Origin of the sequence: Patulibacter brassicae, from assembly GCF_033949425.1 — a bacterium.
Classification (GTDB): domain Bacteria; phylum Actinomycetota; class Thermoleophilia; order Solirubrobacterales; family Solirubrobacteraceae; genus Patulibacter; species Patulibacter brassicae.
Map to the genome: position 1 here is coordinate 341,289 of NZ_JAXAVX010000001.1, position 14,095 is coordinate 355,383.

General features: G+C 74.4%; 14 protein-coding genes and 1 riboswitch. Of the genes, 3 read left to right on the forward strand and 11 right to left on the reverse strand.

Annotated elements, in window-relative coordinates:
* Nucleotides 1–85: 85 nt before the first annotated feature.
* The 4 genes from SK069_RS01660 to SK069_RS01675 all read right to left on the reverse strand — a co-directional run bounded on the left by SK069_RS01660 (nt 86) and on the right by SK069_RS01675 (nt 4,417).
* Nucleotides 86–478 (reverse strand): nuclear transport factor 2 family protein, encoded by a 393-nt coding sequence (locus SK069_RS01660; RefSeq protein ID WP_319952437.1) that lies wholly within the window; start codon nt 476–478, stop codon nt 86–88.
* 53 nt (nt 479–531) lie between these two features.
* The gene (locus SK069_RS01665) at nt 532–1,710 is read right to left on the reverse strand and encodes a DegT/DnrJ/EryC1/StrS family aminotransferase (RefSeq protein ID WP_319952438.1); all 1,179 of its coding nucleotides are present in this window, start codon (nt 1,708–1,710) and stop codon (nt 532–534) included.
* Complete coding sequence (cimA, locus tag SK069_RS01670) at nt 1,707–3,344, reverse strand: citramalate synthase (protein WP_319952439.1); 1,638 nt, start codon at nt 3,342–3,344, stop codon at nt 1,707–1,709. Before cimA ends, SK069_RS01665 begins: the two co-directional genes overlap by 4 nt.
* A 137-nt stretch (nt 3,345–3,481) precedes the next feature.
* Nucleotides 3,482–4,417: a branched-chain amino acid transaminase gene (locus SK069_RS01675; RefSeq protein ID WP_319952440.1), complete on the reverse strand. Its 936-nt coding sequence runs from the start codon at nt 4,415–4,417 to the stop codon at nt 3,482–3,484.
* Between the two features lie 203 nt (nt 4,418–4,620).
* Between SK069_RS01675 and SK069_RS01680 the strand changes: the two genes are divergently transcribed.
* On the forward strand, nt 4,621–4,836 hold the full coding sequence (locus SK069_RS01680) for a hypothetical protein (protein WP_319952441.1): 216 nt from the start codon (nt 4,621–4,623) through the stop codon (nt 4,834–4,836).
* Nucleotides 4,837–4,929: 93 nt separating this feature from the next.
* Here the strand turns inward: SK069_RS01680 and thiC are convergent, their stop codons facing one another.
* Nucleotides 4,930–6,297 (reverse strand): phosphomethylpyrimidine synthase ThiC, encoded by a 1,368-nt coding sequence (gene thiC, locus SK069_RS01685; RefSeq protein WP_319952442.1) that lies wholly within the window; start codon nt 6,295–6,297, stop codon nt 4,930–4,932.
* Nucleotides 6,287–6,394, reverse strand: a riboswitch (TPP riboswitch). It overlaps the preceding gene by 11 nt.
* Nucleotides 6,395–6,496: 102 nt before the next feature.
* Here thiC and SK069_RS01690 point away from each other — a divergent pair.
* Nucleotides 6,497–7,480, forward strand: coding sequence for an HAD family acid phosphatase (locus tag SK069_RS01690; RefSeq protein ID WP_319952443.1), 984 nt, complete (start codon nt 6,497–6,499; stop codon nt 7,478–7,480).
* Nucleotides 7,481–7,520: 40 nt separating this feature from the next.
* On the opposite strand, the gene leuB is transcribed toward SK069_RS01690, so the two are convergent.
* From leuB to SK069_RS01720, 6 genes are all read right to left on the reverse strand, one after another.
* Entirely contained in the window at nt 7,521–8,561 is a 1,041-nt protein-coding gene (gene leuB / locus SK069_RS01695) for a 3-isopropylmalate dehydrogenase (RefSeq protein ID WP_319952444.1), read from the reverse strand.
* 105 nt (nt 8,562–8,666) lie between these two features.
* On the reverse strand, nt 8,667–9,506 hold the full coding sequence (locus SK069_RS01700; RefSeq protein WP_319952445.1) for a methyltransferase domain-containing protein: 840 nt from the start codon (nt 9,504–9,506) through the stop codon (nt 8,667–8,669).
* Nucleotides 9,503–10,264, reverse strand: a complete 762-nt coding sequence (locus tag SK069_RS01705; RefSeq protein ID WP_319952446.1) for a class I SAM-dependent methyltransferase — start codon at nt 10,262–10,264, stop codon at nt 9,503–9,505. The genes SK069_RS01700 and SK069_RS01705 overlap by 4 nt, the downstream gene beginning before the upstream one ends.
* A gap of 10 nt (nt 10,265–10,274) precedes the next feature.
* The gene (gene leuD, locus SK069_RS01710) at nt 10,275–10,904 is read right to left on the reverse strand and encodes a 3-isopropylmalate dehydratase small subunit (RefSeq protein WP_319952447.1); all 630 of its coding nucleotides are present in this window, start codon (nt 10,902–10,904) and stop codon (nt 10,275–10,277) included.
* Between the two features lie 35 nt (nt 10,905–10,939).
* Nucleotides 10,940–12,361, reverse strand: a complete 1,422-nt coding sequence (gene leuC / locus SK069_RS01715) for a 3-isopropylmalate dehydratase large subunit (protein ID WP_319952448.1) — start codon at nt 12,359–12,361, stop codon at nt 10,940–10,942.
* A 39-nt stretch (nt 12,362–12,400) separates the two neighbouring features.
* Nucleotides 12,401–13,015, reverse strand: a complete 615-nt coding sequence (locus tag SK069_RS01720; protein ID WP_319952449.1) for a helix-turn-helix domain-containing protein — start codon at nt 13,013–13,015, stop codon at nt 12,401–12,403.
* A 94-nt stretch (nt 13,016–13,109) separates the two neighbouring features.
* Here SK069_RS01720 and bla point away from each other — a divergent pair, with 94 nt between their 5' ends.
* A complete protein-coding gene (gene bla / locus SK069_RS01725) occupies nt 13,110–14,081 on the forward strand; it encodes a class A beta-lactamase (RefSeq protein WP_319952450.1) in 972 nt (323 codons plus the stop codon).
* Nucleotides 14,082–14,095: the final 14 nt, after the last annotated feature.

The following is a 14,095-nucleotide window of genomic DNA, read 5'->3' on the forward strand; positions in this document are numbered from 1 at the left end:
CGCGCGGTGGCTCGTCGGCCGCCGCCCGGTCGTCGGGGGACGCCGCCGCCACGCACGACGAGCGCCGTCGGCGGCGACGCGACGGTCAGTCGCCGGCGCCGGCGAGCTCGGCCATGCCGCGCTCGTACTCGACCTTCATCCGCGCGGCGAGCGCGGTGGCGGCCGACAGCGGGCGGACCATCACCGTGAGCTCGGTGACCTTGCCGTCGTCACCCGTCCGCAGCAGGTCGATGCCCTCGACGTCCTTGTCGTCGACCCGGGCGCGGAACACGAGCACGTGCTCGTCCTCCGAGCCGATCTCGGCCTCGTAGCGGAAGCCCTCGAAGACGCGGAAGACGGCCCGCAGGATCATCCCCACCACGGCTTTGCCGTGGTACGGCGCGTGAGCGACCGGGCTGTGGAAGACGACGTCGTCGGCGAGCTCGGCGACGATGCGCTCGGGGTCGCCGCTCTCGACGGCGGTACGGAAGGCGGACACGGCGGGCTCCTCTCGACCGGTGCGGACCGGTCGCGATCGGGGACGCCGCGAGCCTACCGCCGGGCGGTCAGGACGTCGGTCAGCTCCGCGACGACCCGATCGACCTGCGCCTCGGTCATCGTCGGGAACAGCGGCAGGGCCAGGCCGCGACGCGCCGCGTCCTCGGCCACCGGGAACTGGCCCTCGCGGAAGCCGAACCGCTCGCGGTAGAACGAGAAGAGGTGGATCGCCGGCAGGTAGTCGCGGGTCTGGATGCCGCGTCGGCCCAGCTCGGTGATGGTCGCGTTGCGATCAAGGTCGCGCGGCAGCCGGACGACGTAGACGAACCACGAGCGCCGGGCCCCGGCGACCTCGGTCGCCGCCAGGTCCGCGTCGGTGGCCGGCAGCGCGAGCCCGGTGCGCTCCGCGAGATCCGCGAGGCGCTCGGCGTACGCGGCGGCGACGCGCTCCCGCCCGCCGAGGAGCTCGTCGAGCCGGCCCAGCTGGGCGAGGCCGAGCGCGCACTGGAGGTCGGAGAGCCGGTAGTTGAAGCCGAGCCGGTCGTGATCCAGCCACGCCATGCCCGGCGCGCGGCCCTGGTTGCGCTCGCTGTCCAGGCGGTCCTTCGTCGCCCGGTCGCCGACCGTGACGATCCCGCCCTCGCCGGTGGTCATCTGCTTGTTCGCGTAGAACGCGAAGACCGCCGGGTGCCCGCGGCCACCGACGGGCACGCCGTCCGGGTGCACGGCGCCGAGCGCCTCGCAGGCGTCCTCGACGATCGGCACGCCGAGCCCCTCGAGCTGGGGCGTCGGCGCCGGGATCCCGAAGATGTGCACCGGCAGCAGCGCCGCGGTGCGGTCGGTGACCGCCGCGGCGACCGCGGCCGACGGGACGTTGAGCGTCACCGGGTCGACGTCGACGAAGACCGGGACCGCGCGCTCGAAGAGCCCGGCGTTCGACGAGGCGATGAACGAGAACGGCGAGGTGACGACCTCCGGCCCCGGACCCGTACCGGCGTCGGCGGGCGAGGCCTCCACGCCGACGGCTCGCAGCGCGAGGTGCAGCCCCGCCGTGCCGGAGGAGACGGCGCTCGCGTGCCGAGCGCCGACCCGCGCGGCGAACGCCTCCTCGAAGGCGGGCAGGCGCGGCCCCAGCGAGAGGTGGCCCGAGCGCAGGACCTCGAGGACCGCCTGCTCCTCGGCCTCGCCGATGACCGGACGGGCGAGCGGGACGAGCTCGGGCTCCTCGCTCATCGCGCGACCGGCACCGCGTCGTCGTCGGCCGCGTCGCCGCGGGGTGCCGGCGCGGCGACGGCCCGCCCCGGCTGCTCCGCCCACGCGAGGGACTCCACCAGCGCGTCCCAGGAGGCGCCGATGAGGTTCTCGCCGACCCCGATCGTGCCCCAGGTCCGCTGGCCGTCCGAGGCGTCGATGAGCACGCGGGTGACCGCGCCCGTGCCCTTCGTCTCGTCGAGGATCCGGACCTTGAAGTTCACGAGCTCGATGTCGGCGAGGTGCGGGTGCACGCCGGCGATCGCGTCGCGCAGGGCCCGGTCGAGCGCGTGCACGGGGCCGTTGCCCTCGGCGGTGCGGACGAAGCGCTCGTCGCCGACCCAGATCTTGATCGTCGCCTCGGTCTCCACCCGCCCGCCGGCGCGCTGCTCGACGATGACGCGCCAGCTCTCCAGGCGGAAGAGCGGCTCGTAGACCCCCGTCTCGCGGCGCAGCAGCAGCTCGAAGCTCGCGTCCGCCGCCTCGTAGTGGTAGCCGCGGTGCTCGAGCTCCTTCACCCGCTCGATGATCCGCGTCGCCTGCTCGTCGCTGACCTCGAGCCCGGCGTCGGCGGCCTTCTCGACGACGGTGCCCTTGCCGGCGAGCTCCGAGACGAGGATCTCGCGCTGGTTGCCGACGTCGACCGGGTCGACGTGCTCGAAGGTCGACGCGTCGGCGCGGATGCCGGCGATGTGCAGCCCGCCCTTGTGGGCGAACGCGTTGCGCCCCACGTAGGGCTGCGTCGGCCGCGGCGTCCGGTTCAGGAGCTCGTCGACGAAGTGCGCCGTCTCGGTGAGCTTCGGCAGGTGGCCGTCCGGGAGCGCCGCGATCCCGAGCTTCAGCTGCAGGTCGGCGGTGATCGTCGTGAGGTTCGCGTTGCCGGTCCGCTCGCCGATGCCGTTCGTCGTGCCCTGCACGTGGGTCGCGCCGGCCTGGACCGCGAGCAGCGAGTTCGCCACGCCGCAGCCGGTGTCGTCGTGGGCGTGGATGCCGATCCGGGCGTGCTCGCCGAGCTCGGCGACCACCGCGCTCACCGCCTCGTGGATCTGCATCGGCAGCGACGAGCCGTTCGTGTCGCAGAGCGTCAGCGTGTCGGCGCCGGCCTCGACGGCGGCCCGCAGGCAGCGGTGCGCGTACTCGCGGTCGTCGCGCCACGCGTCGAAGAAGTGCTCGGCGTCGTAGATCACCCGCTTGCCCTCGCCGACGAGGAACGCGACGGAGTCCGCGATCAGCCGGAGGTTCTCGGCCGGATCGACGCGGACCACCTTCTCCAGGTGCAGCCCCCACGTCTTGCCGACGATCGTCGTGACGTCGCAGAACGCGTCGGCGAGGATCCGCAGCGACGGATCCTCGTCGGCGCGGAGGTCGCGCCGGCGCGTCATGCCGAAGGCGGCGATCGTCGAGTGGGTCCAGGTCTCCTGGGCCAGGAGCGCGAAGAGCTCCTGCTCCTTCGGGTTCGAGGCCGGGAAGCCCGCCTCGATGAGCGTGACGCCGAGCTCGTCGAGCTTCAGCGCGACGCGGAGCTTCTCCTCCGCGGAGAGGGACATCCCCTCGCCCTGCATGCCGTCGCGGAGCGTGGCGTCGTAGAGCTCGAAGGGGCGTGCGGTCTGGGTCATGGCGGGTCGTGCGATCTGGTCGTAGGGCGGCGTGCGCGTCCCCGGGCGGGACGCGGATGGGCACGGGCGTCCAGGCCGTGCCGGCCCGGCGCCCTACGGAATTCGCGCGGCGATCGCGCGCGGCACGAGCCGCGACATCAGGAGACCTGCTCCGAGACCGGGACGGGATCGAGCCAGCGGCGGTAGCGCTCGTCGCGCCCGTGCAGCGCGTCCTCGAACACGCGCTGCACCTCGCGCGTGATCGGACCCGGCTCGCCGGTGCCGACGGGGTGGTCGTCGACCTCGCGGATCGGGGTCAGCTCGGCGGCGGTGCCGGTGACGAAGACCTCGTCGGCGAGGTAGAGCTCCGCGCGCGCGAGATCGCGCTCGACGACCTCGTAGCCGAGGTCGCCGGCGATCTCGATCACCGAGCGGCGGTTGATCCCGTCGAGGATCGACGCGGTCTGCGGGGGCGTGACGATCCGGCCGTCGCGCACGACGAAGAGGTTCTCCCCCGAGCCCTCGCAGACGACGCCGGCGTCGTCGAGCAGGATCGCCTCGTCGTAGCCGGCCTTCGTGGCCTCGATCTTCGCCAGGACGGAGTTGAGGTACTGGCCGGTGGCCTTCGCGTGCGGGATGAGGCCCGCGGGCGAGAGCCGGCGCCACGAGGAGACCTTCGCGCGGACGCCGTTGGCCTTGCCCTCGTCGCCGAGGTAGGCGCCCCACTCCCAGCAGGCGATCGCGACATCGACCGGCGAGTCCAGCGGGTTGAGTCCCATCGGGCCCTCGCCGCGGAAGACGATCGGCCGGATGTAGCAGGAGCGCAGCCCGTTGGCCGCGACCGTCTCGAGCGTCGCCTGCCGGATCTGCTCCTGGGTGAACGGGATCGGCATGTAGTAGAGCGACGAGGACCGGAACAGGCGGTCGACGTGCTCGTGGTGGCGGAAGATCGCCGGGCCGATCTCGGTGTCGTAGCAGCGGACGCCCTCGAAGACGCCGGTGCCGTAGTGCAGCGCGTGCGTCAGGACGTGGATCTTGGCCTCGTCCCACGGGACGAGCTCGCCGTTCTTCCAGATGACGTCCGCTTGCGGCACCGCGTGCTCCTCGTCGCTGATGCGCCCCGTCCGGAGAGCGGCCGAAGGCGTCCCATGACTGTACCGCGGGGGCCGCGCCGGCGGCCCTCGCCGCGACCCCCCGACCGGTGGGCGACCGTCCCGCGCCGGTGGTGGGCCCGCCGGGGGCGGCGTACGGTCGATGGAGCACCCGCCCCGATCGGCGAACGAGGAGACGACGAACGATGGCGACCACCGAGCACCCCGTGATGTCCCTGCAGGATCGCGACGAGCGCATCCGCGCGATGCTGGCGGCGCGAGCCGGCCAGCTCGACGACCCGTTCCTGGACGGCGGCCACGCGCCGGACGAGATCGACGCCCAGGGCGTCGGCCACTGCCGGATCCACATGCCCGCGCACTGGGCCGGCGTCGAGAGCGACGCCACGCGCACGAACGACTGAGCGGTCGCGGCCCGCGCCGCGCTCCCGGGAACGACGGCCCCGCTCGACGAGCGGGGCCGTCGTCGTTCCGGACCCGGACGCGCCGACCCGCCGTCAGTCCGCGCCGACCGGCCGGCGGGCCCCGAGCCGCTCGAGCCGCTCCCAGTCGACGTCCCGGAAGTTGTGCATCGGGCAGTACTTCGGCCCGCACATCGAGCAGAACTCGGCGGTCTTGAAGTAGTCGTCGGCGAGCGTCTCGTCGTGCATCGCCTGCGCCGTGTCGGGGTCGACGGCGAGCGCGAACTGCCGCCGCCAGTCGAAGTCGAACCGCGCCTGCGAGAGCTCGCGGTCCCAGCGCGCCGCCCGCGCCCCGTGCGCACCGCCCCGCGCGAGGTCGGCCGCGTGGGCGGCGATCCGGTAGGCGATCAGGCCCTGCTTGACGTCCTCGGCGTCCGGCAGGCCGAGATGCTCCTTCGGCGTGACGTAGCAGAGCATCGAGGTGCCGTGCCAGCCCACGACCGCTGCGCCGATCGCGCTCGTGATGTGGTCGTAGCCCGGCGCGACGTCGGTCACCAGCGGTCCCAGCGTGTAGAACGGCGCCTCGTGGCAGACGCGCTGCTGGCGCTCGACGTTCTCCTGCAGCTGGTGCAGCGGCACGTGCCCCGGGCCCTCGACCATGCACTGGACGTCGGCGTCCCAGCACCGCTGGACGAGCTCCCCGAGCGTGTCGAGCTCGGCGAACTGGGCGGCGTCGGAGGCATCGGCGATCGACCCCGGCCGCAGCCCGTCCCCGAGCGAGATCGTGACGTCGTGCCGCGCGCAGACGGCGAGCACCTCCTCGAAGCGCTCGTACAGCGGGTTCTCGCGCTCGTGGTGGACCATCCAGCGCGCGAGCAGCCCGCCGCCGCGCGACACGATGCCCGTCACGCGGTGGCGGCAGAGCGCGAGGTGCTCGAGCCGCACCCCCGCGTGGATCGTCATGTAGTCGACGCCCTGCTCGGCCTGCTCGGCGATGACCTCCAGCAGCAGCTCCGCGGTGAGGTCCTCCGGCCGCTTGACCCGCTCGAGCGCCTCGTAGATCGGGACGGTGCCGATCGGCACCGTCGCCACGTCGAGGATCGCCCGGCGGGTCTCGGGGATCCGCTTGCCCGTCGAGAGGTCCATGACCGTGTCGGCGCCCCAGCGCTGGGACAGGGCGAGCTTCTCGACCTCCTCGTCCAGCGACGAGGTGGTCGGGCTGGAGCCGATGTTCGCGTTGATCTTCACCCGCGCCCGGAGCCCGATCCCCATCGGGTCGAGGGCCGCGTGGTGCAGGTTGGCCGGGATGACGAGCCGGCCGCGCGCGACCTCGTCGCGCACGAGCTGGGCCTGGAGCCCCTCCCGCTCGGCCACCCGGGCCATCTCCGGCGAGACGATGCCGTCCCGCGCGAGGCGGCGCTGCGTGCGCCGCGAGTCGTCGGCCGCGAAGGCGTGCCGTTCCATCTGATGCTCCCTCCGCCGGTATGAACCGGATCAGGTCTGCGGGTCGGCGCGGATCAGCGCCATCTCAGCCCCTCCTGGGACCCCCCGGATGTGCGTGGACGGGTCGAAGGCTACCCGCCCGGCGCGCGGCCGACCGCGCACGCGCCATGTTGCCGAGCGGTTGACCCCCCGCCCGGCGGGATCGGGCAGGATGCGCCCCATGCCCGCGACCCGGCCCCTCGCCCTGCCCGTCGTCGTCCTCGCGACGGGAGCCCTCGCCGTCGGTCCGGCGCAGGCGGCCGAGCCGGCGCCGGCGAGCAAGACGCAGTACCTGCAGAGCGGGCAGTACGCGAAGGACGTCACGGCCGCCGCGGCGCCCGCCACCGCCTGGGTGCGCGAGCGCGCGGCCGACATCCGCGACACGACCGCCGCCTGTCGCGCCTACGGCCTGCCGGTCGGGACGAACGGGGCGGCGACCCAGCCGACCGTCCACGAGCCGACGGCCGCCGAGCGGTCCGCCGCCCGGAAGGCTCGCACCGCCGCGCGGGCGGCGCGCAAGCGCGCGACCGCCGCCCGCCGCGCCGCGCGTCGCTCCGGCCTCTCCCGGTCCGCACGCGCCGCGGCCACGAAGCGCGCCCGGACCCTCGCCGCCCGCGCCACCCGGCTCGAGCGGCGCGCGCGGGCCGCGGCCGCTGCGGCGAAGGCGCCGGACGTCGCGAAGCCGGCGGCCGAGGCCTGTCGCGCGACCCCGACGAAGCCGGCGATCGTCTTCGACATCGACGAGACGCTGCTGTCGAACTACATCGGCGTGCCGGCGGGCAACGTCGAGGCCGGCTCGCTCGGGCAGTTCCCCGGCGCGCTGACCGGCACCGGCACCCGGATGCCCGGCGTCGGCGAGACCTACGACGCCGCGCGCGCCGCCGGGTTCTCGATCTTCCTCGTCACCGCTCGACCGGACGACGTCCCGGGCCTGCGCGACACGACGATCCGCAACCTCAAGGCCGCGCGGTACCCCGTGTGGGACGGGCTGTCGCTGAGGCCGAGCTTCTTCGCCTCCTCCGCGACCTACAAGACGGGCGAGCGCAAGGGCATCGAGGCACGGGGCTTCACGATCGTCGCGAACGTCGGCGACCAGGAGAGCGACCTCGTCGGCGGGTTCGCCGAGCGGACGTTCAAGCTGCCCAACCCGTTCTACAGCGGCTGAGGGCCGGCGCGCGGCCCGCGTCGCGGGCCGCGCCGGACGCTCAGGACAGCCGACCGCGGACGGCGTCCAGCGCCTGGGCGGTCGTGGCGTCGCCGCCGAGGTCCTTCGTGCGCAGCCCGTCGGCCAGCGCGCCGTCGACGGCGGTCTCGATCGCCGTCGCCTCGGCCTCGAGGTCGAGACCGTGGCGCAGCATCATCGCCGCGGAGAGGAACATCGCCAGCGGGTTGGCGACCCCCTGCCCCGCGATGTCGGGCGCCGAGCCGTGGACCGGCTCGAAGAGCCCGGGACCGTCCGGATTGCCGACGGAGGCGGAGGGCAGCATGCCCAGCGACCCCGAGAGCATCGCGGCGGCGTCGGAGAGGATGTCGCCGAAGAGGTTCTCCGTGACGATGACGTCGAACTGCGTCGGACGCGCGATGAGCTCCATCGCGCAGGAGTCGACGAGCTGGTCGCGCAGCTCGACGTCGCCGAAGTCCGCGCCGTGGACCTCGTGGACGACCTGCCGCCACTGGCGCGAGGTCTCCAGGACGTTCGCCTTGTCGACCGAGTGCACGAGGTTGCGGCGCTTGCGCGCCGCGTCGAAGGCGACGCGCGCGATCCGGTCGACCTCGGCGACGGTGTAGTGGCAGAGGTCGGAGGCGTCGGTGTCCGTCCGCGTCTTCTCGCCGAAGTAGATGCCGCCGGTGAGCTCGCGCACGACGAGCAGGTCGGTGCCGTCGAGGACCTCGCGCTTCAGCGCGGAGCTGTCGTAGAGGGCCGGCACGGGCCGGACGGGGCGGAGGTTCGCGAACAGCCCGAGCTCCTTGCGCAGGCCGAGCAGCCCCTGCTCCGGCCGGGGGGCGCTGGGGTCGGTCGTGTCCCACTTCGGGCCGCCGACGGCGGCCAGGAGCACGGAGTCCGACGCGCGGCAGGCGTCGAGCGTCTCGTCGGTGAGCGCGGTGCCGTGGGCGTCGATCGAGGCCCCGCCGAACGGGTGCTCGGAGAACGTGAAGTCGCCGAGCTCGTTGAGCAGCTCGAGGGTCGGCGCGGTGATCTCCGGGCCGATCCCGTCGCCGGGCAGGACAGCGATCGCGTGGGACATGGTGCTCCTGGTCTGGTGGTCGTCGGTCGGGGACCGGGGGGTGCAGGGTAGTGGCGGACCCGGGTCCGGAGCCGGGCGGTCGCCCCGGCCCCGGGCCCGCCGGGATCAGGCGCCGTCGGCGCGCAGGCGCGAGGCGAGCTGCCCGACGGTCTCCCCCGGACGCAGCTCGGCGCCGGCCCGGCGGGCGCTGATGTTCAGCCGGACGTAGCGGACGACGAGCGGGCTGCCGTCCGCCGGCGCCATCTCCAGGCGGACCGCCTCGACGAAGTCGTCGTGCACGTCGACCGGCAGGCGCTCGAGGTGGGCGCCGAGGACGACGGCCTGGAGGAACGCGTACGGATCGTCCGGGGCGACCTCGCGCGGCTCGAGCGAGCAGGCGACGTCGACGAACCCGGCGTCGCGCAGGCGCCGCTCGGTCTCCGCCGGCCCGGCGAAGTTCCACGGCCCGTCCCAGCCGGCGAACGCGCTGCGCCACGGCTCCCGCTCGCGCAAGCGCCCCACGGCCGCCTCGACGTCGGCGACGTTGCCGGCGCCGCCGCACTGCGCCTCGAGCCGACCGCCGGGACGCAGCGCCGCCGCGAGCCGTCCGAACAGGAGGTCGTGGTCGGCGATCCAGTGGAAGGTCGCCGACGAGACGACGACGTCGACCTGGTCCACGAGCGCGAGCGCCGTGAGGTCCTGGACCGACAGCTCGACGGTGTCGGGCAGCCGCTTCTGGGCCAGCTCGATCATCGACGGCGACGCGTCGACGCCGATCACCCGGCCGGCCGGCAGCGCTCCGACGAGGAGCTCGGTGAGCTTGCCGCTGCCGCAGCCGGCGTCGAGCGCCGTCTCGTCGCCGCGCAGCTCGAGCCGGCCAAGGATCTGGCTCGCCCAGTCGTCGTGCGGCTGGGAGACCCGGTGGTAGGTCTCGGCCTCCCAGTCGTGGGGCGCGTCGGCGGTCATGCGGCCAGCTCCATCGCGGTCGCGTCGCGCCAGCCCGCGTAGACGGCGAAGCGCCACTGCTTGAACACGCAGTCGGCCTCGGCGAACCCGGCCTCGCGCAGCCAGCGGACCTGATCCTCGACCGGGGCGGGGCGATCGAGCGCCATGCGCGCGTCGGCCTGGGCGCGCTGGTCGGCGGTGATCCCGGCCGCGGCGATCTGGCGGCCCCAGCGGGCGACGTTCAGCGCGTCGGTGGCGGGCGTCGGGCCCGCGATCTGCTCGGCGTTGACGAACGTCCCGCCCGGGCGCAGGGCCTGGCGGACGCGGGCGAACAACGTCCGCTTCCCGGCGTGGTCGAGATGGTGGATCGCCAGCGACGAGACGACGAGGTCGTACCCGCCGGCCGGCCACGGGTCCTCCATGCTCGCGCGGACGAACGCGACGCGGTCGCCGAGCGCCGCCAGGCGCACGCGTGCCTGGTCGAGCATCCCGGGCGCCTCGTCCAGGAGCACGAGCTCCGCACGCGGCAGGGCGTCGGCCACCGCGGCGGCCAGCAGGCCGGTCCCGGCGCCGAGGTCCAGCACGCGGGTGCCGCGGCCGTCACCGCGACCGGCGGCGGCCACCTCGACGGCGGTCCCGTAGAAGGCGTCGAACGGCGGGATGAGCTGGCGGCGCTGGGCGTCGTAGTCCGACGACCAGCGGTCGTACCAGCCGGGGGTGGCGACCGAGGGGGACGCGGCGGCCGCGTCCTCCCCCGTGTCGCGGAAGGACGCGGTCATGCGCTGCCTCCTAGGCGACGGGGGTCGTGGCGATCGGGTCCTCGGCCGGGAGCGAGCGCGAGCTCGGCCCCGACCAGGCGCGCTGCTCGAGGCGGGCCTCGAACGCGTCGATCTTGTCGGCCTGCGCGAGGGTCAGGCCGATGTCGTCCAGCCCGTTGAGGAGCCGGTGCTTCGTCTCGGGGTGGATGTCGAACGAGAACGCCTGCTCGTCCGCGGTGCCGGCACCGATCGTCACCGTCTGCGCCTCGAGGTCGATCCGGGCGGCGCCGGCGGCGGCGACCGCGCGGACCTGGTCCTCCGGCAGCTCGATCGGCAGCAGCCCGATCTTCGTGCTGTTCGAGTAGAAGATGTCGGCCAGCGACACGGCGACGATCGCCTTGAAGCCGGCGTCCTCCAGCGCCCACGGCGCGTGCTCGCGGCTGGAGCCGGAGCCGAAGTTCGCGCCGCTGGTGAGGATCGGGTACTCCTCGCCGACGGCGACGTCCCAGTCCGGCGCCTGCTTCGCGTCGTGGAAGAGGAACTCGCCGAAGCCGGTCCGCTCGACCCGCTTCATGAAGCGGGCGGGGATGATCTGGTCGGTGTCGACGTCGTCGCGGTGCAGGTCCGAGACCTTGCCCTCGATGATCTTCACGGGGTCCATGTGCGTGGTCCTTGCGGTTCGAGGTCGTCGGGCGGTCAGGCCGCCACGGGCTCCCGGCCGCCGGTCGGCGTCCAGTCGCGGATGTCGACGAAGCGCCCCTCGATGGCCGCGGCGGCGGCCATCTGGGGGGAGACGAGGTGCGTCCGGCCGCCCTTGCCCTGGCGTCCCTGGAAGTTGCGGTTCGAGGTCGACGCGCAGCGCTCGCCCGGCTGCAGGACGTCGGGGTTCATCCCCAGGCACATCGAGCAGCCCGCCCCGCGCCAGTCGAAGCCGGCCTCGGTGAAGACCTTGTCCAGGCCCTTGGCCTCCGCGGCGAGCTTCACCTGGACCGAGCCGGGGACGACCATCGCGTAGACGTGGTCGGCGACCTTGCGGCCCTGGATGACCTCGGCCGCGGCCTCGAGGTCGGCCAGGCGGCCGTTCGTGCAGGAGCCGAGGAAGACGCGGTCGATCTTGATCTCCTCGATCGGCTCGCCGCCCTCCAGCCCCATGTACTCCAGCGCGCGCCGGGCCTGCTCCTGCCCGGCGGCGTCCGCGAAGGAGTCGACCGTCGGGACGGTGCCGTCGACGCCCACGACCATGTCCGGGGTCGTGCCCCAGGTGACCTGCGGGACGAGCTTCGTCACGTCGACGACGACCTCGCGGTCGAAGGTCGCGCCCTCGTCGGTGTAGAGCGTCCTCCAGTCCTCGACGGCGGCGTCCCACGCGGCGCCGGTCGGCGCGGCGGGCTTGCCCTGGACGTAATCGAAGGTCGTCTGGTCCGGCGCGATCATGCCGGCCCGGCCGCCGCCCTCGATCGTCATGTTGCAGATCGTCATCCGGCCCTCCATCGAGAGCGCCTCGATCGCCGGGCCGGCGAACTCGACGACGTAGCCGACGGCGCCGTCGACGCCCATCTGGCCGATCGCGCCGAGGATCATGTCCTTCGCCGTGACGCCGAAGGGCAGCTCGCCCTCGAAGCGGATCCGCATCGACTTGGGCTTCTTCTGCACGAGCGTCTGCGTGGCCAGGACGTGCTCGACCTCGCTCGTGCCGATGCCGAAGGCCAGCGAGCCGAACGCGCCGTGCGTCGCGGTGTGGGAGTCGCCGCAGACGATCGTCATGCCCGGCTGCGTCATGCCCTGCTCGGGACCGACGACGTGGACGATGCCCTGGCGGTTCGAGCCGAGGGAGAAGACCGGCACGCCGAACTCGGCGCAGTTCTGCTCGAGCGCCTCGACCTGCTTGCGCGAGAGCTCGTCCGTGATCCGCGCGGCCGTCAGCGTGCCGTCGGTCGGGACGTTGTGGTCGGCCGTCGCGAGCGTCTTGTCGGGGCGGCGGACCGGGCGGCCGGCGAGGCGCAGGCCGGAGAAGGCCTGCGGGCTCGTGACCTCGTGGACCATGTGGAGGTCGATGTAGATCAGGCCGTCCGCCACCTCGTGGCGCTCCCAGATCTTGTCGAACAGCGTCTTGGGCATCGTGTCGTGCTCTCCGTGAGGGTGGAGTGGCGCCGGCGGTCAGCCGGCGCGCAGTCCGGCGCTGACGACGGCCAGCAGGCTCGCCGGGTCCGGACCGGGGTTGTCGAAGTGGTGGGGCAGGTCGGCGTCGAACGTGACGCAGTCGCCGGCGTCGAGCTCGTGCGCGACGCCGTCGCAGTGCAGGACGACGCGGCCGCGCTCCACGAGCGCGATCTCGCGGCTGCCGGGGGCGTGCATCGGCGGGTCGTCCGCGGTGCCGGTCCGTGCGCCCGCGTCCAGCTCGTGGCGGGTCAGCTCGCTGCGCTGGCCGGGCAGCGGCGGGGTCAGGACCTCGAACCGGTGCCCGCGCTCGGGGTCGCCCCCGCGGCGCCGGTCGCCGGTCCGCACGACGGTCACCGAGCCGCCCTCGTCGAGGCGCAGGAGCTGGCTCAGGCGCAGGTCCAGGCCGGCGGCGATCCGCGCGGCGACCTGCAGCGTCGGCGAGGTCTCCCCGCGCTCGACCTGGCTCAGCGTCGTCGCCGAGACGCCGCAGCGCTCCGCGACCTCGCGCAGCGACAGGCCCATCTCGTCGCGCAGGGCACGCACGCGCGGACCGATCTCGATCCGCTCGCGGTCCGCCGGCAGCACCGGGGCGGTGGGGATCTCCGTCGCCATCGTGGACGTACGGTATCACGGACGTCCGTCCGGAATCCAGTACAAGCGCAGTTCGCATCTCGACGAGCGCCCGGCGGCCTGGTTCGCTGTCGTCGTGCGCTCCCCCACCCTCCTCGGCGTGGTAGCCGTCCTCGTCGCGCTGGCGGGGTGCGGCTCCGATCCGTCCGGTCCGCCGGCACCAGGGGCCACCGCCCCGGCTCCGGCTCCGGCTCCGCCGCGGAGCGAGCGACGCGACGAGGCGCGGGCGGCGGCCGCTGCGGTCGCGTGGCGTCGCCTCGAGCGACGCGAGGACGCCCGCGTCGGGGTCTTCGCGCTCGACACCGGGGACGGCCGGACGCTGCGGCACCGCGCCGACCGGCGCTTCCCGATCGCGTCCGTCTTCAAGGCCCATGCGTGCGCGGCGGTCCTGCACCGCGCGCGCACGGAGGAGCCGGGGCTCCTGGACCGTCGCGTGCGCTGGAGCGCCGCCGAGCTGCTGGATCCCTCGCCCGTCACGCGCCTGCACCTCGCCGACGGGCTGACCGTGCGGCAGCTCTGCTCCGCGGCGGTGCGCACGAGCGACAACACCGCCGGCAACCTCCTGCTGCGCGCGGCCGGCGGACCCGCGGGCCTCACCCGGTGGCTGCGGTCGATCGGCGATCGCCGGACGCGGCTGGACCGCACGGAGCCCGAGCTGAACCGGTGGGCGCCCGGCGCCGTCCGGGACACCACCACGGCGGAGGCCGCCGCGCGGTCGCTGGGCGCCCTCGTGCTCGGCCCCGCGGCGCCGGCCGTCGACCGCGCGCGCCTGCGGCGCTGGCTGCAGGCCAGCACCACCGGCCGGGCCCGGATCCGGGCCGCGCTGCCCGCCGGCTGGCGCGTGGCCGGGAAGACCGGCACCGGCGGCTCGCTCGCGTGGGGCAGCGCGAACGAGGTGGCGGTGGTGTGGCCACCCGGACGGCGGGCGCCGGTGCTGCTGGGGGTCCTCACCCATCGCGGCGACGCCGGCCTGCCCGCCGACGACGCGCTCGTCGCGGCGGCGGCGCGGATCGCGATCCGCGGGCTGGGCCTGCTCGACGAGTCCTGAGGACGGCGCCCCGA